The sequence below is a fragment of the Caballeronia sp. KNU42 genome (assembly GCF_053760385.1).
On sequence record NZ_CM132388.1, the window covers coordinates 3,271,618 to 3,292,180 of the forward strand.

General features: G+C 61.2%; 21 protein-coding genes. 16 read left to right on the top strand and 5 right to left on the bottom strand.

Annotated features, from left to right (window positions below):
- Positions 1-15 precede the first annotated feature (15 nt).
- Both trmL and ACSOSP_RS14785 read right to left on the bottom strand, forming a co-directional pair.
- Positions 16-486: a tRNA (uridine(34)/cytosine(34)/5-carboxymethylaminomethyluridine(34)-2'-O)-methyltransferase TrmL gene (gene trmL, locus ACSOSP_RS14780; RefSeq protein WP_455307790.1), complete on the bottom strand. Its 471-nt coding sequence runs from the start codon at positions 484-486 to the stop codon at positions 16-18.
- A gap of 19 nt (positions 487-505) precedes the next feature.
- Complete coding sequence (locus ACSOSP_RS14785) at positions 506-1,309, bottom strand: ComF family protein (protein WP_455307792.1); 804 nt, start codon at positions 1,307-1,309, stop codon at positions 506-508.
- A gap of 158 nt (positions 1,310-1,467) precedes the next feature.
- Here ACSOSP_RS14785 and ACSOSP_RS14790 point away from each other — a divergent pair, with 158 nt between their 5' ends.
- The 8 genes from ACSOSP_RS14790 to ACSOSP_RS14825 all read left to right on the top strand — a co-directional run bounded on the left by ACSOSP_RS14790 (position 1,468) and on the right by ACSOSP_RS14825 (position 8,815).
- Positions 1,468-2,439, top strand: a complete 972-nt coding sequence (locus tag ACSOSP_RS14790; protein WP_455307794.1) for a methyltransferase domain-containing protein — start codon at positions 1,468-1,470, stop codon at positions 2,437-2,439.
- Positions 2,440-2,744: 305 nt separating this feature from the next.
- The gene (locus ACSOSP_RS14795; RefSeq protein ID WP_455307796.1) at positions 2,745-3,221 is read left to right on the top strand and encodes a DUF2244 domain-containing protein; all 477 of its coding nucleotides are present in this window, start codon (positions 2,745-2,747) and stop codon (positions 3,219-3,221) included.
- A 183-nt stretch (positions 3,222-3,404) separates the two neighbouring features.
- On the top strand, positions 3,405-5,048 hold the full coding sequence (coxB, locus tag ACSOSP_RS14800) for a cytochrome c oxidase subunit II (protein ID WP_455307798.1): 1,644 nt from the start codon (positions 3,405-3,407) through the stop codon (positions 5,046-5,048).
- 90 nt (positions 5,049-5,138) lie between these two features.
- On the top strand, positions 5,139-6,776 hold the full coding sequence (gene ctaD / locus ACSOSP_RS14805) for a cytochrome c oxidase subunit I (RefSeq protein ID WP_455307800.1): 1,638 nt from the start codon (positions 5,139-5,141) through the stop codon (positions 6,774-6,776).
- Between the two features lie 99 nt (positions 6,777-6,875).
- The gene (locus ACSOSP_RS14810; protein ID WP_455310975.1) at positions 6,876-7,016 is read left to right on the top strand and encodes a cytochrome oxidase small assembly protein; all 141 of its coding nucleotides are present in this window, start codon (positions 6,876-6,878) and stop codon (positions 7,014-7,016) included.
- A 4-nt stretch (positions 7,017-7,020) separates the two neighbouring features.
- Positions 7,021-7,593 carry a cytochrome c oxidase assembly protein gene (locus ACSOSP_RS14815; protein ID WP_455307802.1) on the top strand — a complete coding sequence of 191 codons (573 nt, stop codon included), beginning with the start codon at positions 7,021-7,023 and terminating at the stop codon, positions 7,591-7,593.
- A gap of 72 nt (positions 7,594-7,665) precedes the next feature.
- The gene (locus ACSOSP_RS14820; RefSeq protein ID WP_158937150.1) at positions 7,666-7,872 is read left to right on the top strand and encodes a DUF2970 domain-containing protein; all 207 of its coding nucleotides are present in this window, start codon (positions 7,666-7,668) and stop codon (positions 7,870-7,872) included.
- 85 nt (positions 7,873-7,957) lie between these two features.
- A complete protein-coding gene (locus ACSOSP_RS14825; RefSeq protein WP_455307804.1) occupies positions 7,958-8,815 on the top strand; it encodes a cytochrome c oxidase subunit 3 in 858 nt (285 codons plus the stop codon).
- A gap of 315 nt (positions 8,816-9,130) precedes the next feature.
- Here ACSOSP_RS14825 and ACSOSP_RS14830 read toward each other — a convergent pair whose 3' ends face one another.
- Complete coding sequence (locus ACSOSP_RS14830; RefSeq protein WP_031357641.1) at positions 9,131-9,340, bottom strand: twin transmembrane helix small protein; 210 nt, start codon at positions 9,338-9,340, stop codon at positions 9,131-9,133.
- Between the two features lie 99 nt (positions 9,341-9,439).
- Here ACSOSP_RS14830 and ACSOSP_RS14835 point away from each other — a divergent pair, with 99 nt between their 5' ends.
- The 5 genes from ACSOSP_RS14835 to ACSOSP_RS14855 all read left to right on the top strand — a co-directional run bounded on the left by ACSOSP_RS14835 (position 9,440) and on the right by ACSOSP_RS14855 (position 13,729).
- Positions 9,440-10,195: an SURF1 family protein gene (locus ACSOSP_RS14835; protein ID WP_455307807.1), complete on the top strand. Its 756-nt coding sequence runs from the start codon at positions 9,440-9,442 to the stop codon at positions 10,193-10,195.
- Between the two features lie 198 nt (positions 10,196-10,393).
- Positions 10,394-11,062 carry an SCO family protein gene (locus ACSOSP_RS14840; protein WP_455307809.1) on the top strand — a complete coding sequence of 223 codons (669 nt, stop codon included), beginning with the start codon at positions 10,394-10,396 and terminating at the stop codon, positions 11,060-11,062.
- Positions 11,063-11,075: 13 nt separating this feature from the next.
- Positions 11,076-12,221, top strand: coding sequence for a COX15/CtaA family protein (locus ACSOSP_RS14845; RefSeq protein ID WP_455307811.1), 1,146 nt, complete (start codon positions 11,076-11,078; stop codon positions 12,219-12,221).
- A gap of 6 nt (positions 12,222-12,227) precedes the next feature.
- Positions 12,228-13,133, top strand: a complete 906-nt coding sequence (gene cyoE / locus ACSOSP_RS14850) for a heme o synthase (RefSeq protein WP_455307813.1) — start codon at positions 12,228-12,230, stop codon at positions 13,131-13,133.
- A complete protein-coding gene (locus tag ACSOSP_RS14855; RefSeq protein WP_455307815.1) occupies positions 13,130-13,729 on the top strand; it encodes an SCO family protein in 600 nt (199 codons plus the stop codon). The genes cyoE and ACSOSP_RS14855 overlap by 4 nt, the downstream gene beginning before the upstream one ends.
- 116 nt (positions 13,730-13,845) lie before the next feature.
- Here ACSOSP_RS14855 and ACSOSP_RS14860 read toward each other — a convergent pair whose 3' ends face one another.
- Both ACSOSP_RS14860 and ACSOSP_RS14865 read right to left on the bottom strand, forming a co-directional pair.
- Positions 13,846-14,136: a YciI family protein gene (locus tag ACSOSP_RS14860; RefSeq protein ID WP_455307816.1), complete on the bottom strand. Its 291-nt coding sequence runs from the start codon at positions 14,134-14,136 to the stop codon at positions 13,846-13,848.
- 74 nt (positions 14,137-14,210) lie between these two features.
- Positions 14,211-15,122 (bottom strand): bifunctional helix-turn-helix transcriptional regulator/GNAT family N-acetyltransferase, encoded by a 912-nt coding sequence (locus ACSOSP_RS14865; protein WP_455307818.1) that lies wholly within the window; start codon positions 15,120-15,122, stop codon positions 14,211-14,213.
- A 664-nt stretch (positions 15,123-15,786) separates the two neighbouring features.
- Between ACSOSP_RS14865 and nagA the strand changes: the two genes are divergently transcribed.
- The 3 genes from nagA to ptsP are packed head-to-tail and all read left to right on the top strand — an operon-like array spanning position 15,787 to position 20,496.
- On the top strand, positions 15,787-16,890 hold the full coding sequence (gene nagA, locus ACSOSP_RS14870) for an N-acetylglucosamine-6-phosphate deacetylase (protein WP_455307821.1): 1,104 nt from the start codon (positions 15,787-15,789) through the stop codon (positions 16,888-16,890).
- Positions 16,883-17,890, top strand: coding sequence for an SIS domain-containing protein (locus ACSOSP_RS14875; protein ID WP_455310976.1), 1,008 nt, complete (start codon positions 16,883-16,885; stop codon positions 17,888-17,890). The genes nagA and ACSOSP_RS14875 overlap by 8 nt, the downstream gene beginning before the upstream one ends.
- A 14-nt stretch (positions 17,891-17,904) precedes the next feature.
- The gene (gene ptsP / locus ACSOSP_RS14880; protein WP_455307824.1) at positions 17,905-20,496 is read left to right on the top strand and encodes a phosphoenolpyruvate--protein phosphotransferase; all 2,592 of its coding nucleotides are present in this window, start codon (positions 17,905-17,907) and stop codon (positions 20,494-20,496) included.
- Positions 20,497-20,563: the final 67 nt, after the last annotated feature.

A 20,563-nucleotide genomic window follows, 5' to 3' on the forward strand; every position in this document is an offset into this window, starting at 1 on the left:
GTTGGTGCGTAGAAACTATTCGCCGCCCTCGAACCCGGTTTGACGCCAGGCTTCGAACGTCACAATCGCCACCGTATTCGATAAATTCAAACTCCTGTTCCCCGGGCGCATAGGCAAACGCACGCGCCGGTCGTTCGTGAACTGCGTGAGCACCGCGTCTGAGAGACCCCGGGTCTCGGCACCGAAGACAAACCAGTCGCCTGCCTGGAACGCGTGCCCGAAAAATGGCGTTGAGCCGCGCGTGGTGAACGCAAACATGCGGTTCGCGTCGGGCGTTTCCGTTTCGATGAACGCGTCCCAGTTGGCGTGCACGTGCATCTGCGCGTACTCGTGGTAATCGAGGCCGGCGCGGCGCATCTTGGCGTCGTCGAGAGGGAAACCGAGCGGTTCGATCAAATGCAGCCGAGCGCCCGTATTGGCGCACAGCCGGATCACGTTACCGGTGTTCGGCGGAATTTCAGGTTCGACCAGTACGACATTGAACATAAGCAATAACTCTTGAAAATTAGTCTTGCGGCGTGCGCAGCGCGACAAAGTTGGTGACACGCCGCGCACCGGCGGCTTTCAGCGTAAAGGCCAGCGCGTCTAGCGTGGCGCCGGAGGTCATGACGTCGTCGACAATTGCCACGTGCTGGCCGCGTATATCACGCAGCACCGTGAACGCATTGCCGACGTTTTTGCGCCGGGTATCGAGATCGAGCTTTGCTTGCGGTGCCGTATCTCTGGTGCGCTCGATCAGCGTTGCATCCGCCAACGAGCCGAGCCGGCGCGCAAGCGGTTTTCCGATCGACCACGCCTGGTTGTAACCGCGCGTCCTCAGGCGCCGTGGCGACAGCGGCACGGGTGCGACGATATCCGGCGCCGCCGCGTTGGTGTCCTCGAAGGCGGCTTGCAACTGACGCGCAAATTCGTCGGCCGTTGCCAGCCGCGCGTGAAACTTGAGATCGAGCGCGAGTGTATCGAGTGGCGCGTGATAATCGGCCAGCGCGATGGTCGCGTCGAAATGCGGGGGTTCCGCAATACATCGCCTGCAAGGCAGATGCGCTCCACTTTTAACGCCGGCGGATGCGGCCGATGCCGCAGCAAGAACCGGCACCGGCAATGCACAAACCGGGCATCGTGTGCGTGTCTGGTTCCAATACTGTTCATCGCAGCCGGCACACAACACCTTCTGCGACAAATTGCCACACAATGCGCACTGATTGGGCAACGCGATGTCGCGCATCTGGCCGAGCCGCCGCAGCGCGGTGGCAGAAGCCGCGCGCAGCGAGCCTTGACCGTACGATGCGACACCAAACCGTAGCTTCATACGTTCGATCCAAAGAATGGGTGGCAGCGCAAAAATCCGGCCCGAGTGAGCGAGCGACCACACCGGAAAACCGGCGGGAACCGTTGCACCGCCTGGTTTTGGCTGAACGTTTCAGGAATCGACCGAGTATACTTCGCACTCTTAGAAAGTAGGTTGTCATGTCCCCAACTCCTGCCAACGCTGGCCGTCCAGCCTACGATTCGCGCCGTCTGCGGCGCATTTTCGACCGTCGCGCCGCGACGTTCGATGACGTCGCGTTCCTGCCGCGCGAGATCGCGCAACGCATGCGCGAGCGGCTCGACTACATCAAGGTAACGCCCGTGCGCGTGCTCGACGCGGGCTGCGGCATGGGCGCCGACCTGCCTGGCCTGCGCGAGCGTTTCGCCGAAGCATCGGTGCTTGGCATGGATTTGTCGGCGGCCATGCTGGCCCGGGCGAATCAGGCCGAGATGGCCGAATCCGAAGCCAACGCCGGCTGGCGGCGGTTTCTTCCCGCCACGCTGGGCAAGGCGTTCGGCGCCCGCGGCCCGCAATTGGCGCAGGGCGACTTCGCTCACCTGCCATTTGTTGCAAGTGCGTTCGAGATGCTCTGGTCGAATCTCGCGCTGCACTGGCACGCGCGGCCCGACCTTGTATTTCCCGAGTGGGCCCGTGTGCTCAAGGTGAACGGCCTGCTGATGTTCAGCACGCTCGGTCCCGACACACTGAAAGAGCTCAGCGGCGCGTACGCGCAGGCCGAAAAAACGCTTGGTCTGGCGCCTCAGCGCCACACCATCGAATTCGTCGATATGCACGATCTCGGCGACATGCTGGTCGAGAGCGGTTTCGAGATTCCGGTGATGGATCAGGAGGTGCTGACGATCACGTACAAGTCACCGGAATCGCTGCTGAAGGACGTGCGCCGCTGGGGTGCGTATCCGCGTGACGCCGCACCGCAAACGCATGCCCGCGCGTTGCGTGACGCGCTTCACGCGGCGCTTGAAGCGCGCCGCCGCGAAGACGGCACGATCCCGCTGACCTTCGAAGTGATCTATGGACACGCATGGAAGGCGGTGCCGCGAATGACGGCGGAAGGGCACGGTATCGTAAGGCTTGAAGACATAGGACGAGGCCCAAAACGAAGCAAGTAAACCAGTCGAAAAGGCCATTCGCACCCCTCGAATACGCGCGTTGACAAGCATCCAAAAGGATGCGGCAAAAGGGCGCAGAGGCTTGTGCGGCTTGGCTTTGCGGCGTGCACCACCTTGCTTGTGGATGCCGGGCAACGCGCCTATAATGCGTCAGTTTGTCGCCTGGCTGGCATGATTTTGGGTGTATTCCGAATGATTGGCGGTGGCTAACGGGCGAGCGCAAGTGAGCAATAGTTAGTCAGCAGGAAAGCAGCAGATACGCAACACGCAGCGCGGGTGAGACAAATCTGACGCGGGAGACGGCGATGCAAGCAACTGATCTGCCGATGGACGCCGAACCGGTCGTCAAGGACTGGTTGATCAAGCGGAACTGTTCTGCCTCGCCGCGTCAATTCGTGGCCTTCTACGTGTCGCTTGCGCTGTTTTCGTTGCTGATCGCGAGTTTGCTGGTGTGGGCAGGCGCTTGGCTGGTGCTGCCTTTTACGGGTATCGAATTGCTGGCGGTCGGTGTCGCGTTCGTCATTTATGCGCGGCATGCTGTCGACTACGAGCGGATTCTGCTGTTTCAAAACCGGCTTCTGATTGAACGGATGGATGCCGAAACGCTGACGCAGATGGAGTTCAATCCGCGCTGGGTGAGAGTAGAGCCAGGGGCAACGCCGAGAGATCCGGTGAAGCTGGTGTCGCGTGGGGAATCGGTGCCGGTCGGGATATATCTGGCGCAGCATCGTCGCAAGCAGTTTGCCATCGAGTTACGGATGTGGCTGACGCGTTGCGGCTGACGGTCCGAAAATGCGCCGGCTGGGCGCATTCAGGATGTCCGAATGGCAGCGCGCCGCAAAAAGGCAAGAAGCATGGAAGGGCGAAGCAAGCGGCACACGCATCGACACGCGCCGCCGAGTAGATCGTTTCCAGGGGAGGCGATGCATGAGTCGGACGGGTGCATACGGGGGTCGAGGGTCTGAATGGAAATTTTGGGTAAGGAAGCTATGAAAACAATCAAGCGAGCCCTGTCGGGCGTGCTGGCGTTAAGCGGACTCCTGTTCGCCGGCGCAGCCCTGGCGGTCACCGACGTTCCCGGCGGTCCTGGAGTGAATGAACTCAACTTCCAGACGCCGGTGACGAAGATCGCCGAGGAGCTCTACAGCCTCCATACGTTCATGCTGATCATCTGCACGGTGATTTTCCTCGGCGTGTTCGGCGTGATGTTCTATTCGGTCCTGATGCACCGGAAATCGAAAGGACACAAGGCTTCGAATTTCCACGAAAGCACCACCGTCGAAATCATCTGGACGATCGTCCCGTTCGTGATTGTCGTGCTGATGGCCCTGCCGGCCACGAGGACCGTCGTCGCGATGAAAGACACCACCAACGCTGACCTGACCGTGAAAGTGACCGGTTATCAGTGGAAGTGGGGCTACGACTATGTGAAGGGGCCGGGCGAAGGCATCAACTTCCTGTCCACGCTGTCCACGCCGCGTAGCCAGACGAACGGCCAGGCGCCGATTGGCGAGCTTTATCTGCAGGAAGTCGACAACCCGCTCGTGGTTCCGGTCGACAAGAAAATCCGCATCATTACCACGGCCAACGACGTCGTGCACTCGTGGTACGTGCCGGCATTCGGCGTGAAACAGGATGCAATCCCCGGCTTCGTGCGCGACACGTGGTTCAAGGCTGAGAAGGTCGGCACGTATCGCGGCTTCTGCACCGAGTTGTGCGGCAAGGAACACGCGTTCATGCCGGTCGTGGTCGAAGTTTTGTCGGCTGACGACTACGCGGCATGGGTCGATGGCCAGAAGAAGAAAATGGCCGCCAGCGCGGACGATCCGAACAAGACGTACACGATGGACGAGCTGAAGGCCCGTGGCGCTCAGGTCTATTCGTCGAATTGCGCTGTCTGCCACCAGCCGACCGGCAAGGGCGCAGGCCAGTTTCCGGCGCTCGATGGCAGCAAGATCGCCAATGGCCCGATCGCGGACCACGTGAGCATTGTGTTGAAGGGCAAAGGCGCGATGCCGAACTGGGGCGCGACGCTCAACAACGTCGAGATCGCATCGGTGATCACGTACGAACGCAATACCTGGGGCAACCACACGGGCGACATCCTGCAACCCCTGCAAGTTGCCGACGCACGTAACGGCAAGATGCCGGCCGGCGGCGATCATCTGGCAGGCGCAGGTGCTGCGGCCGCCGGATCGGATGCAGCTGCAAGCGGCGCAACTGCGGGTTCGGACGCAGCCAGTGCGGCTCCGGCAGCATCTGCTGCGGCGTCGGACGCCTCGGCTCCGGCGGCTTCGTTGCCGGCGAGCGTGTACTTCGAGACGGGCAAGGATGCATTGCCCGCCGACGCCGCCAGCGCCGTCCAGGCTGCAGCGGACTACGCGAAGGCGCATCCGGACGCCAAGCTGACGCTGTCAGGTTTCACCGACGCAACCGGCTCCGCCGCGAAGAACGCCGAACTGGCGAAGACGCGTGCGCAGGCTGTTCGCGACGCGCTGAAGGCCGCGGGCGTGGCGGAAGACCGCATCATTTTGAAGAAGCCGGAAACGATCACGGGCGGTACCGACGCGAGAGAAGCACGGCGTGTAGAGATCAGTCCGGCTGCCTGACGGTCGTACCCATTCGGTCAGCTTCTTTCTGAAAGGAAGCTGGCGTAGCGTAACGCCCAAGTGCCGCAGAATTCGCTTTAGGAGATTGTCATGTCTAGCATCGGACACGATGTAACCGCGGGCCACGAACATGGCCACGCTCATGATCACGGTCATGACCACGAAGAGCACGCGCACGAACTGCCGTACGGCTGGCGTCGCTGGCTGTTCGCGACGAACCACAAGGACATCGGTACGTTGTACCTGTTGTTCTCGTTCATCATGTTCCTCTCTGGGGGCGTGATGGCGCTGATGATCCGCGCCGAGCTCTTCGAGCCGGGCCTGCAGATCATGCGCCCCGAGTTCTTCAACCAGTTGACCACCATGCACGGCCTGATCATGGTGTTCGGCGCGATCATGCCGGCGTTTGTCGGTTTTGCGAACTGGCAGATTCCGCTGCAGATTGGCGCGTCGGACATGGCCTTCGCGCGGATGAACAACTTCAGCTTCTGGCTCTTGCCGGTTGCCGCCATCCTGCTGATCACGTCGTTCTTCGTTCCCGGCGGCGCAACCGCTGCCGGCTGGACGCTGTACGCGCCGCTCTCCACGCAGATGGGCCCGGGCATGGACTTCGCGATTTTCGCGATCCACTTGATGGGTGCGTCGTCGATCATGGGCGGTATCAATATCGTCGTGACGATCTTGAACATGCGCGCGCCCGGCATGACGCTGATGAAGATGCCCATGTTCTGCTGGACCTGGCTGATCACCGCGTACCTGTTGATTGCTGTGATGCCGGTGCTGGCAGGTGCGATCACCATGGTGCTGTTCGATCGCCACTTCGGCACGTCGTTCTTCAATGCAGCAGGCGGCGGCGATCCGGTGATGTACCAGCATATCTTCTGGTTCTTCGGGCATCCCGAGGTGTACATCATGATCTTGCCGGCGTTCGGGATTGTGTCGCAGGTGATCCCGGCGTTCTCGCGCAAGCCGCTGTTCGGTTATAGCTCGATGGTGTACGCCACGTCGTCCATTGCGATTCTCTCGTTCATGGTCTGGGCGCACCACATGTTCGCCACCGGTATGCCGGTGACGGGCCAGCTGTTCTTCATGTACGCGACCATGCTGATCGCGGTGCCCACTGGCGTTAAGGTGTTCAACTGGGTCGCCACCATGTGGCGCGGTTCGTTGACCTTCGAATCGCCCATGTTGTTCGCCATCGGCTTCCTGTTCGTGTTCACCATGGGCGGTTTCACGGGCCTGATCCTCTCCATGGCGCCGCTCGATATCCAGATGCACGGGACTTATTACGTGGTGGCGCACTTCCACTACGTGCTGGTCGCGGGGTCGCTGTTCGCGCTGTTCTCCGGGTGGTATTACTGGTCGCCTAAGTGGACCGGCTGGATGTACAACGAGACGCGCGGCAAGATCCACTTCTGGGCGTCGATGATCTTCTTCAACATCACCTTCTTCCCGATGCACTTCCTGGGTCTCGCCGGCATGCCGCGTCGATATGCGGATTACCCGGCGCAGTTCACCGACTTCAACCAGGTTGCGACGATCGGCGCATTTGGTTTCGGTCTGGCGCAGGTGTACTTCCTGTTTGCGGTGGCATTGCCGGCGTATCGCGGCGGTGGTGAGCTGGAGAAAGCCGGCGACAAGCCGTGGGACGGCGCCGAAGGTCTGGAATGGACCGTGCCGAGCCCGGCTCCGTTCCACACGTTCGAGCAGCCGCCGCACGTTGAGTAAGAGCACGCAGCGCGTTCCGTCCAGACTTTGCAAAACGGAACGCGCGCCAGCACGACAATGACAGCGAAGCGCATGACTAGTGGAATAAAGCCTGAACGGATGACCCGGAATTCACAGAAGCAACGCACGCCCGCACAGGTTCGCGCGGGCAACAAGCGGCTTGGCCTGATCCTGCTGGCAGTAGCCGCGTTGTTTTTCGCGGCGGTAGTCGTCGATCAGTACGTGCGTTCCAGAGGGTAGGAACGTGTCGACGCCTGAGGAGATCAAGGAAGATCGCGCGTTCAACCGCTCGATGATGGTCAAGCTGATCGTGGTGGCGGCAGCCATGTTTGGATTTGGCTTTGCGCTCGTGCCCATGTATCGCGCGATCTGCTCGATTACCGGCATCAACAATCTTGTGCAGCGCGACGTGGGTGCACGGGAAGCAAAGAATACGCAGGTCGACATGAGCCGCAAGATTTCCATCGAATTCGATGCAAACGCGCGCGGCCCATTGCAGTTCAAGCCGGAACAGAACACGCTGGACGTGCATCCGGGCGAAGTGATGACGGTGATGTACGAGGTGACCAACCAGCAAGCCCGCACGGTTCAGGCGCAAGCCATTCCGAGCTACGCGCCCATGCAGGCCACCGAGTACTTCAAGAAGATCGAGTGCTTTTGTTTCACGCAGCAAACGCTGAAGCCGAACGAGACACGGCGCATGCCCGTGGTGTTCGTGGTGGATCCGAAGCTGCCCAAGGATGTGAAAACGATCACGTTGTCGTACACATTCTTTGAATTGACCGCGCCGGCGTCGGTGTCGCGAAGCGGTACATAGCCCAACGTTGCGCTTTCCGGCAAATATGCGCGGCAGGTAGTACACAAGCCGTGCGAGCGGCGGAGACGTGAGATGGTTGAAACACAAAAGCCGGCGCCGAAGAACAGCTTTCTTCGGTTGCTGAAGGCGGTTTTCTGGTCGTTCTTCGGCGTGCGCCGTCGCAGCGACCTGGAAAGCGATGCCTCGCTGAACCCGCTGCATCTGATCGCGGCCGGGGTGATTGGGGCGGCGTTGTTTATCGTGGTGTTGCTGGTGGTAGTGCGGGCGGTGGTGAAATAACGCCAGTGGCGTTGCTGGGGAAGAATCAGGCGGCGGCGGTGGCAGCAAAAAATTCAAGCAACTGGATCGAAGTGGAGAATCAATAATGAGCGGTCACAACGAAAGCGCGTACTATTTCGTCCCGCAGCCGTCGAGACATCCGATCATGGCCGCCACCGGGCTGCTGATCTCGATGGCTTCGCTGGCGTCGTGGGTCAATGGTGAACCATGGGCGCCGATCACATTTGTCGTCGGCCTGCTTTGGCTGCTGTACACGTTGTGGCACTGGTTTGGAGACTCCATCGGGGAATCTGAGGGCGGGATGTACGGCAAGAATGTCGATTTGTCGTATCGATGGAGCATGAGCTGGTTCATCTTCTCCGAAGTCATGTTCTTCGGCGCATTCTTCGGCGCGCTGTTCTATGCGCGCCAGATTGCGCTGCACGAACTGGGCAGTCTCGATTACAAGCTGATCTGGCCGGATTTCACGGCCGTATGGCCGAACAACGGTCCTGCCGGGCTGGTGTCGCATTTCCGTTCCATGACGCCGTGGCCGCTGCCGACGATCAACACGGCGCTGTTGCTTAGCTCGGGTGCGACGTTGACGGTTGCGCACCATGCGTTGCGCGAGAATCATCGGAACAAAACGATTATCTGGCTGGGTGCGACCATTCTGCTCGGCCTGTGCTTCCTGTTCTGCCAGGGCTACGAATATTTCCACGCGTACAACGAGCTGAACCTGACTTTGGCTTCGGGCGTGTACGGTTCAACGTTCTTCCTGCTGACGGGCTTCCACGGTTTTCACGTGTTCCTCGGCGGCACGATGCTCACGGTGGTTCTGGTGCGTGTCATCCGTGGGCATTTCACGGCGGAGCATCACTTCGCGTTCGAAGGGGCCGCGTGGTACTGGCACTTCGTCGACGTGGTGTGGCTTGGACTGTACGTGGTTGTGTACTGGCTGTAAGCGTTCAGGCAACGTTCAGCGGGGCGATGCGGGGGATTTAACGAACCGCTTCCGGGCCGAACGGATGATCTGAAGTGGATTGAAACGAAGTGAAGTCGATTGAAAAGATGCTTTGCAAAGCGCCGCCTCGACCTGACTCGGGCGGCGTTTTGCTTTTGAACGCCGCTCGGCGGCATGTTGGGGATGAAGTTTCCCGCGCGGTTTTGTCGCAGAGCTGAGTGCAACGACCCGCTAGTATTCCGCGATCCAGGGCGAACCTTCGGGCCGACGAAAGACCCAACGCAGGCATAACCTAAGACGTTACTCAGGCCTTACTCAGCGTCCGAGCGGAATCCCGGTCGACTGAATCCAGCCCATCCAGTGCGCGAACAGGATGAAGAGGAACAGCGAGATCGACAGCCCGACCCGCATGGCGAGCGACCACACCATACGCTTGGTCTTGCCCTTGTCGGTCATCATGAAGTACAGCGCCGAACCCAGGCTCCCGATGATGAGAATGAATGCAACAGCAACGAATATATGCATGAAAACAGCCAGTTGGCCTAAGAAGTTCGATTCATCGATTATCGCACCGCAGGTAACATGCCGCGTGGGCGTTCAGGTTTTCATCGGCGGGAACGCGGCATGAAAATTCGCTTCTGGCCAACGCTGATCATCCTGATCGTCATGGCGGTTACGGTGCGGCTCGGCTTCTGGCAACGGGACCGCGCGCATCAGAAAGAGCAGTTGAACGCACGGATCGTCGCATTTGAAAACGCGCCCGTGCAACGCGTCGGCGTGACGCCGATTGCGTTGAAGGATATCGAGTTTCATCGTGTGCTGGCGCGTGGCACGTTCGTGCCCGATCGAGTCGTTTATCTCGATAATCGGCCCTATAACGACCAGCCGGGTTTCTACGTCGTGATGCCGCTCAAGCTCGATGGCGGCGGGGTGGTCCTGGTGAATCGCGGCTGGTTGCCACGTAGTCTGGTCGATCGCACGGGCATTGAGCCGTATGACACGCCGTCCGGTGAAGTCGAGATTGAAGGCATTGCGCGGGCGAATGCGTCTCAGGCCTTCGAACTGGGGCACGGTGGTTCCGCGGCGCAGCAAAAGATTCGGCAGAATCTCGATGTCGCTGCGTACGCCGCCGAAACGGGATTGCCGCTGCAACCGTTCGTGATTCAGCAACTGAACAACAGCGGTGACAAGCTGGTGCGTGACTGGCCGGCGCCGACCATGGGCGTGGAGACCAACTACGGTTATATGCTGCAGTGGTGGGGCATGGCGCTTGCAGCGCTCGGATTCGGGCTGTACGCCGCGAGGCGTGCGGCGAAGAACGAAGGGAAGAAGGACGGCGACGGGCAGAGCGCACCGGAAACGCTGGATGGGAAGGCTTGATCCGACAACCTCTCGAGCTCAAGCACGACGGATTGATTATCGTGTGTACGGTTCAGGTGGGTTTAACCAGAAGTGGCAGGCATTCGGCCCGCACCCGCTCTGGTCATCGGCCGCAAAGCAGGCGCCACACGCTTGAACGAACGCATCGCGTGAAAGAAGTACGCGATGCAGCAAACGAATAGAGGCAACATTTTGTCCATGCAAACTCCCCGACCGTCCGCGTCCGCCATTCACAAGGCGCGTGCCCAGCAGCAGGAACGTACACCCGGACGCACGCCCGGCTCATGGAACAAGGGCCGCTGGATGCTGATCCTGCTCGCGGCCGTTTGCGCGGCGCCGGTCCTCGCGTCCTACTTTATGTACTACGTCGTCAAGCCGACCGGTGGCACGACGAGCTACGGTGCGCTGATCGAGCCGCAACGGCCGATTCCCGAGCAACTTGCCGTCACCGACGAACAAGGCAAGCCGATGCCGCTCACCGCCTTGCGCGGTAAATGGCTGATGGTCACGGTCAATGGCGGCGAGTGCAACGAACAGTGCGTCACGCGCCTGTTCTTCATGCGGCAGGTGCGCGTGCTGCAAGGGGCGGAACGGGATCGGGTGGTCAACGTCTGGCTTCGTACCGATGACAAACCGGTGTCGAGCGTGATCCGCACGGCTTATCCGCAGCCGGACACGCGCATGCTGGTCGCCGATCCGAAAGCGGTGGCAGCGTGGCTGCCGGCCGGCGCCGATACACAACTCACCGATCACATCTTCCTGGTCGATCCGAACGGCAACCTGATGATGCGGTTCCCGAAGAATCCGGAGCCGGAGAAGATCAAGGCGGATCTGGCAAAGCTGCTGAAGTGGTCGCGGATCGGTTGAGGACAGTGCACGCATGACCTACGTTTTACAACTTGGATTGATCGGCATCTGCATTGCGTTGCTGCCGCTTTCGTACGTGTGGGTGAAAGCCGACGACAACAAATTTCGCAAGCTCGTCTGGCTGACCACGTTCCTGACGCTCGACCTCGTGATGTTCGGCGGTTTTACGCGCCTGACCGATTCCGGTCTCGGTTGTCCTGACTGGCCGGGCTGCTATGGCACGTCGTCGCCGTTTATTGCGCACGCTGCCATTAACGCTGCCTATCAGGCGATGCCGACGGGGCCGGTGAGCATCGGCAAGGCGTGGATCGAAATGATCCACCGTTATTTCGCCATGGCGATCGGCGTGTTGATCATCGCGCAGGTCCTGATCGCATGGACGGCGCGTCTCAAGCGTCGGCCGCTGCACGTGTCGCCCTGGTGGCCGACCGGAATCCTGATGCTGATCGTGGTGCAGGGCGCGTTCGGTGCGTGGACCGTCACCATGAAGCTGCAGCCGGTCATTGTGACGACGCATCTGTTGCTCGGGCTGGCGCTGCTCGGCGCGCTCGGCTGGCTGGCCGCGCGCCTGACGCCGATTCCCGCTATCGATCCCGCCGCCGCCCGCTGGTTGCCTGCAGCGCTTGTCGGCTTATTGCTGCTGGTGGTTCAGATCGCGCTGGGCGGCTGGGTCAGCACGAACTATGCGGTGCTCGCCTGCACGGACTTCCCGCTGTGCAACGGCGCCTGGATTCCGCCGATGAACTTCGAGCACGGCTTCCACCTGTGGCGCGCGCTCGGCATGACCGGCGACGGCGATGTCATCTCGCAGGACGCGCTCGTCGCGATTCACTGGACCCACAGGAACTTTGCGATCGTCGTCGTGCTATACACGTTGTGGCTTGCCGCAAAACTGCGGCGATTTGAGTCGTTGAGAAAACCCGCCAACGGCATCATGATCGTGATCCTCGTGCAGTTCCTGACGGGATTGTCGAACATCCTGCTGCAGTGGCCGTTGCCTATTGCCGTGGCCCACAACGGCGGGGCGGCCATCCTTTTGCTGTTGAGCGTTATGGTAAACTTTCGAATCTCTTCCAGCCGTCCCGGCCACGTTGTGGGGTCGCCTGCCACCGCCCCGCGCGACGCCGTTCCCGCAGCACTCCCGCGCCAAGCTCCGTGAGTTTCTATGGACAGCACGACACTGATTTCCCCTTCCGGTAACCGCCTCTCGCAGTACATCGCGTTGACCAAACCGCGCGTGACGCAACTCGCGGTTTTCTGCGCGGTCATCGGTATGTTCCTGTCTACGCCGGGTATGGTGCCTTGGACCGTGCTGATCGGCGGAACCGTGGGCATCTGGTTGCTGGCCGGAGCCGCGTTCGCCATCAACTGCCTGATGGAACAGAAGATCGATGCAATGATGCGCCGCACCGCATGGCGCCCCTCCGCACGCGGCGAGATCACGCCTGCACAGATCCTGCTGTTTTCTGCTGTGCTCGGCGGCGCCGGCATGTGGACGCTCTATACGTTCACAAACGCGCTGACCATGTGGCTGACGATCGCCACGTTCGTCGGCTATGCGGTGATTTATACGTGCTTGCTGAAACCCGCAACGCCGCAAAATATCGTGATCGGTGGTGCGTCGGGCGCCATGCCGCCGGCGCTCGGCTGGGCGGCCGTCACCGGCCATGTACCCGGCGATGCGTGGATTCTTGTGCTGATCATCTTCGTATGGACGCCGCCGCACTTCTGGTCGCTGGCGTTGTACAGGCGCAAGGACTACGAGAACGCCGGCTTGCCCATGCTGCCGAATACGCACGGCGAGAAATACACGCGCCTGCATATCCTTTTGTACACGGTAATCCTGTTTGCCGTGACCATGATGCCGTTTATCTCGGGCATGAGCGGCGTGCTCTATCTGGCGTCGGCTGTTGTGCTTGGCGGCATTTTCCTGGGTTATGCGTGGAAGATTTATCGTGAATATTCCGATGCTCTCGCGCGCAAGACCTTCCGGTTCTCCATCGTGTATTTGTCGCTGCTGTTCGGCGCGCTGCTCGTGGATCATTACGTGCGCACGGTGATCGGTTTATGAAGTGTTCTGTTCGAGGGATCGCTGTCTGGTTGGGATTCGTTTTGGCCGCGGCGCTGCTTGCAGGATGCGATAGCAAACCGGCGTTCACGAATCTCGACATCACCGGCAATACGCAGTTCGGCAGCGATTTTTCGTTGCCGGACACCAGCGGCAAAACGCGCACGCTGGGCGATTTCAAAGGCAAGGCCGTGGTGCTGTTCTTCGGTTACACGCATTGCCCGGACGTTTGCCCAACCACGCTCGCTGAACTTTCACAAGCGCTGCAAAAACTCGGCGATGACGGCAAACGCGTTCAAGTGCTGATGGTCACGGTTGATCCGGCACGCGATACCGCGCCGCTGCTGGGTGAATATGTGTCGGCGTTTAGCCCGGCGTTCGTCGGCCTGCGTCCCGCCGATACGGCCGAACTCGTCAAGATCACGAAGGATTTTCGCGTGTATTACGCGCAGGTTCCGGGCAAGACGGCTGGCGAATACACCATGGACCACACGGCTGCAAGTTATGTCTTCGATCCACAAGGGCATCTCAGGCTGTTCGCACGCGACGGGCAGGGCGTGGATACGTGGGTGCACGATCTGAAGTTGTTGCTCGACTGAGCGCACGTTTGTTTCAAGAGCGTCAAGGCCGTTTCAACTCGCGTTGAAACGGCCTTTTTAATGGCAGTCCGCGCCCGAAATCTTCGAGGAAGATCGACCGATGAAAATCATCACAACTACGGCGATTGCGGCAAATTCAGATCGGGTGCGAGCCGCGTGGCCTTGAACTCGATGATGTCGTAGTGCACAAGCCGCTGCTGCGAGAACGGGTCTTCCGCAATGATCGCGTCAAGCCGGTCACGCTCCATACTCGCCGCCAGGATGATGCCGCCGTCGCGCGGTACTTTGGGCCCCGCGATGATAAACGCGCCCGCGTCGAACTGCCGTTCGAGATAGAGGCGATGAGCGTCGAGCGCGTCGTCGATTTCAGCGAGCGCGCCGGTGTAGCGTAGATGGATGACGTACATGGGCGATTCCAACCGATAGAGAACGGGCCTCAATCTTAAGCTTAAGCCCGCTCAGTCGCCTCGGTGCGCAGGCTTCAATTGGCGCAGGTTTCTTCCAGACGCTTTTCCCATTCCCCCTGACCGCTTAGCTCCTCGAAACCAAACGGCCGGAGCAGAGGGGCAACCGGAGACGGGTTCAGATCGGTCGCGCAGACAATGCGGTCATATCCGGACTCGATGGCGAACGTCACGCACGCATTGACCAAACGGCGGGCGATACCGCCTCGCCTTACACCCGGTTCCATGAACAACGCCGAAATCCGTGCAGTCCCGGCTGATGTGCCTATCAGCAGGCTCGCGCCTGCGCTGACGCCGTCCTGCTCGGCGATCCAGCACGCATTGCGCGCCGGATCGGTTGCAGTCAGGTAATCCGCTACGACCATCGCTGTGCGAATCTCTCGCTCACGTTGCGCTTGCATTCCACCGGGGGCGAGTTGCGCCTCACGCTCGACGATCCAGCCGAAATCGCCCGGTCGCGGACCGCGCAGCCGAACACGCTGCGCGGCCCCGTTCGGCCCGAGCAGGCGCTGGACGCATCCCATCGATGCAAGCAATTGCGCGCCTTCGTCCGGCGTCATTGCGTCCAGCGTGGCAGAAACGTCGTCGCGCACATGCGTGCTGACCGCAGCCAGCGCCGTTTCTCCGGCTACGGTCAATGAAACCTGGTTGCGGCGGCCATCGCCGGAAAATGGCTGCCGCTCGATCAATCCGGCGCACTCGAATTGCGTCAGCATCCGGCTCAGATAACCGGTATCGAGGCGGAGCGTGCGCGAGATATCCGCTGCCGTGCATGTGCCCGCATGCATGACAGCAAACAGCACGCGCATTTCCGTCAGCGACAACGCGCTGTGCTCGACCAACTCATGGGGTGCCCTGACGTGGCACGCGTAAAACCATTGGAAGCGGCGCACCGCATCGGTCAGGCCGCCGTTCATGGAACTGTCCATATCCACCTCGCTCTCTCGTTTTTATGCCGTTCACCGTTTTCCCCGGTGAATCGATCGAGGCTATTGTGCCGAATAAAAGCATGATCGTGCAGAAGAGCGTCGACGGCACCTCCTGCGGCGGCCGAAGGGCGTCTATAGTGTGCAGACCAGACGCATTGAAGTGGGCTGCGTTATAGGGTAATCACCGATATAAGCGTGATTGGGAAATAAATTTGAGATACGTTCAACCTATTGATAAGTAACAAGTTTGTTAGGGGTGACCCGAATGATTTTGAAAATTGACTGGTATTATTTTGGTTATATAATGGGCTCGCCAAAGACGTCTGCCTTGTGACCATTCCTATGCATAATCGCTCGACCGGGTGATCGTAAAAATTGGTCGCAAAGTGTGAATCAACGTGTCCAGTCGGCATCGTGTTCCAGTGTTGTTCGTGCAGTAAGCATCGCGCCAGAGTCCCTCCACTACCGGGCCGGCGAGACGTCGAAACAGGCGTCGCAAAACAAATCCAGAGGCGAAAAACGCCATCGCGGGAAGTCACCGGGGAAAGGTTGTATCGGCGGCTTTCGCCCTGCTCGCAGCGGGTGCGACGGTTGATGGAGCTTCATCATGCGCACGGCGCGCCTTCAGACGCGTGCCTCGCGGCAGGTTTCACGAGAGAGATTCATGCTGAAAGGAAACATCCTCACGACCGACGGCTGGATATACGGCTCGGTCGAGTTTGCGAACGGACGGGTGACCGCGCTCGAAGGCGCGCGCGTGGACCCGAAGACCAATGATGCGCCGTACATCCTGCCGGGCTTCGTCGACTGTCACGTGCACGGCGGCGGCGGCGCGGACATCATGGAAGGCGGCGACGCCGCGAATACCGTTGCGCGCGAGCACGCGAAGCACGGCACCACCAGCATGCTCGCCACCACCATGACCGCTCCACGAGACGAACTCATGGCGGTCGTCGCAGGTCTCGGCGAACAATCCATCCGCCGCGCGCCCGGTGGCGCGCGAGTGCTTGGCGTGCATCTGGAAGGGCCCTACATCAATCCCGGCAAGCTCGGCGCGCAGCCGGACGCGGCAGCCGTTGCGGTGCGCGACGAAGTGCTGAAGTACTTGTCGCTCGCGCCTATCCGCGTGGTGACCATCGCGCCGGAAATTTCCGGGCATATTGAAGTGATCCAGGAAATGGCGGCGCGCGGCGTGCGCGTGCAAGTGGGCCATTCGCTTGCGACTTACGAAGACGCCGTCAATGCGCTCAAACACGGCGCACGCGGGTTCACGCACTTGTTCAACGCCATGTCGCCGCTGCATCACCGCAATCCCGGCGTGGTCGGCGCGGCGCTCGCGCATGCCGAATACGCTGAACTGATCCCCGATCTCCTGCACGTGCATCCCGGTGCGATTCGCGCCGCGTTGCGCGCCATTCCGCGACTGTATGTGGTCACCGACAGCACCTCGGCATCCGGCATGCCCGACGGTGAATATCGGCTGGGAAGCCAGCACGTCACGAAGTGCATGGGCGGCGTGCGTCTTGCCGACGGCACGCTCGCCGGCAGCACGCTGACCATGGATCAGGCGCTGCGCAATCTTGTCTCCATCGGCTTGCCGATGGCGGACGTTTCCAATCGCCTGTCACGCTACGCCGCCGATTATCTCGGCCTCGAAGACAGAGGCCGCATCGCGCGTGGCGCGTGGGCGGACCTCGTCGTATTCGATCGCGAACTTGCGTTGACGGCAACTTATGTAGAGGGTGAATCAATTGTCGAATATGCTTGATGAGGCACTGGCTTCCGCCGACGTGGTGGTCGCCCAGCTCGCCGATACTTCCCACATTGAAGCACTCGCCGCACGGCTCGCCGAAGAGCCGCGCCATGTTGCGCTGACCGTTGCGCGCGGTTCGTCGGATCACGCCGCCAGTTACTTCGCAGGCCTGACCATGAGCCGGATCGGCGTGCCGGTCGCTTCGTTGCCCATGTCGGTGGCGACTTTGCAGCAAGCGCCCTTGCGTGTGAGAGGCCAACTGGCCGTGGCGTTCTCGCAGTCGGGCAAGAGCCCCGATCTGGTCGGCACGATGCAGGCGTTGCGTGCTGCGGGCGCGCTGACCGTGGCTGCTGTCAACGTGCCCGGGTCGCCGCTTGCCGAAGCATGTGAATGGACTCTTCCGCTTTTGGCCGGCCCCGAGTTGTCGGTGGCGGCCACTAAAAGCTATATCGCCATTTTGTCGTTGTCGGCGATCGTGATTGCGCACGTGCAGAAAGACGTCGAGTTGCTGAACGCGCTGAAAACGCTGCCCGACGCATTGCGCGCAGCGGGCAAGCTCGACTGGTCGCACGCTGTCGATGAATTGAAAAACGTCGATCGCATGATCGTGATCGGCCGTGGACTCGGTCTCGCGATTGCCCAAGAAGCGGCGCTCAAGCTGAAGGAAACATCGGGTATCCAGGCTGAAGCGTTTTCTAGCGCGGAAGTGCGGCATGGTCCGATGGAACTCATCGGCGAGGACTATCCGCTGCTCGTGTTCGCGCCGCGCGGTCCGGAGCAGGCCGGTTTGATCCAGCTTGCCCGCGACATGCGCGCACGAGGCGCACGCGTGCTGCTTGCCGCGCCCTCCGATGTGCCCGAAGCCAGGTTGCCGCTGGTCGAGACCGCTCATTTCGCGCTCGATCCTATCGCAGCAATCCTGTCCTTCTATGTGATGGCCGACGCCCTGGCTGCCGCGCGCGGGCGCAATCCCGACGCGCCGCGCCATCTGGCGAAAGTCACCGAAACCCGTTAATCGAGAATCATCCGATGCGCCGTGCCGAGGAGTCCCTGTTGAATCATTCCACTGAAAACCCGAACGATTTCGTGTTGCTCGCGCCGTTCACCGGCCCGATGGTGCCGCTCGCCGACGTCCCCGATCCTGTGTTTGCGGACGGAATGTTCGGCGATGGCATTGGTATCGATCCGCTCTCAGGTGCGCTGCTTTCCCCGTGCGATGGCGTCATCACGCATCTCGCGCGCACGCATCACGCCGTGACCCTGCGCACGTCGCAAGGCGCGGAAATCCTGGTGCATATTGGTATCGATACGGTGGAGCTTGGGGGCAAAGGTTTTACGCCCAAGGTCGAGCAGGGCGCGAGCGTGCGCACCGGCCAGGTGCTGATCGAATTCGACGCCGACTACGTCGCGCAGAACGCACCGAGCCTCGTCTCCGTGATTGCAATCGCCAATAGCGACGCGTTCGAGGTGGTCGACCGTGCCGGCCGCGGCATGCTGAAGGCCGGCGAAAGCCAGTTGCTGGTGCTGCGCGGCAAGGGCGGCGTGAAGGCGGACGCGGCCCGCAGCGATGCAAATTTCACCGATGAAGCGCGCCGCACCGTGACGCTTGGGCATGCCGGCGGTTTGCACGCGCGGCCCGCGGCCCGGGCCCGCGAAGCGGCGCGCGGTTTCGACGCTAAAGTGGAAGTGCGTTTCAACGGCCGTAAAGCGCCGATTGAAAGTGTGGTCGGTTTGCTTGGCCTCGGCGCCGGCGAGGGCGCGACTATCGAGTTGCTTGGGGTAGGCGCGCAAGCGGTTGCGGCGGTTGAAGCGGTCGCGGCGGAATTGCTGCGCGAAGCGCATGGCGAAGTGGAAGAAAAACCGGCGCGCACGCAATCGCCCGCACCGGTCGCCGTCGCCCGTGATCCGGGCAAGCCGCTCGATCCGAACACGATTGCCGGCGTATGCGCATCGCCGGGAATTGCGGTCGGCAAGCTCGTGCGCTGGGACGACAACGACATCACGCCGCCCGAGCAGGCAACCGGGACGTCGGCCACGGAAAGCCGTTTGCTGGACAAGGCCATTGCCACCATCGACGCGGAACTGGGTGAAACCGTCCGTACTGCTTCGCAGCGCGGTGCAGTGGGCGAGGCGGGGATTTTCGCGGTGCATCGCGTGTTGCTGGAAGACCCCACGCTGCTCGACGCCGCGCGCGATCTGATCAGCCTCGGCAAGAGCGCCGGCTTTGCATGGCGTGAAGCGATTCGCGCACAGATCGCGGTGTTGTCGACTATCGAAGATACGTTGCTGGCTGAGCGTGCAGCCGATCTCCGCGATATCGAAAAGCGCGTGCTGCGCGCGCTCGGTTATACGAACACGGCGGCGCGTGAATTACCCGACGAAGCCGTGCTCGCCGCCGATGAATTCACGCCCTCCGACCTGTCGTCGCTTGATCGCACGCGTGTGACCGCGCTGGTGATGGCACGCGGCGGCGCGACGTCGCACGCGGCGATCATCGCGCGCCAGATTGGCATTCCGGCGCTGGTCGCGGTGGGCGACGCGCTGCACGCGATTCCCGACGGCACGCAGGTTGTGGTGGATGCATCGGCGGGTCGCCTGGAACACGCACCGACCGCACTCGATGTGGAGCGCGCGCGCCTCGAGCGCCAGCGTCTCGCGGGCGTGCGTGAAGTGAATCGCCGCACATCGCAGGAAGCGGCGGCCACGAAAGATGGCCGCACGATTGAAGTGGCGGCGAACATCGCGACACTGGATGACGCAAAAACCGCCGTCGATAACGGCGCGGACGCCGTCGGGCTTCTGCGCACCGAACTGTTGTTTATTCATCGCCAGTCCGCTCCGACGGCCGCTGAACATGAGGAAAGCTATCAATCGATTGTCGGCGCATTGAACGGGCGCACGGCGATCATCCGCACGCTCGATGTGGGCGCGGACAAGGAAGTCGATTACCTCACGCTGCCGCCTGAAACGAATCCGGCGCTCGGCCTGCGCGGCATCCGCCTGGCGCAGGTGCGCCCCGATCTCCTCGACGACCAGTTGCGTGGCCTGCTCGCGGTGAAGCCATTCGGCACGGTGCGCATCCTTCTGCCGATGGTCACCGATTCCGGCGAGCTCGTGCGCTTGAGGAAGCGCATCGATGAACTCGCGGCGGAAATTGGCCGCACCGATCCGATTCAGGTGGGCGTGATGATCGAAGTGCCGTCGGCGGCGCTGCTGGCCGATCAGCTCGCTCAACACGCGGATTTCCTGTCTATCGGCACGAACGATCTCACGCAATACACGCTCGCCATGGACCGATGCCAGGCCGATCTTGCGGCCCAGGCAGACGGTCTGCATCCGGCCGTGCTGCGCCTCATCAAGGCAGCGACAGACGGCGCGGCCAAGCACGGCAAATGGGTCGGTGTTTGCGGCGCGCTCGGTGGCGACCCGGTCGCCGTGCCCTTGCTCGTGGGACTTGGCGTGACGGAATTGTCCGTGGACCCGGTTTCGGTTCCCGGCATCAAGGCGCTCGTGCGCAAACTCGATTACCCACTGTGCCGTCAGCGCGCTGAGGACGCCTTGGCGCTCGAATCAGCACAGGCAGTAAGAGCAGCAAGCCGCGAAATCTGGCCGCTGGACTAACACGTCCGTCCGGCGACCGGCCTTCGCGTTCATTAGTAAAAAAAGCTTCGATCGACAACATGCAGCA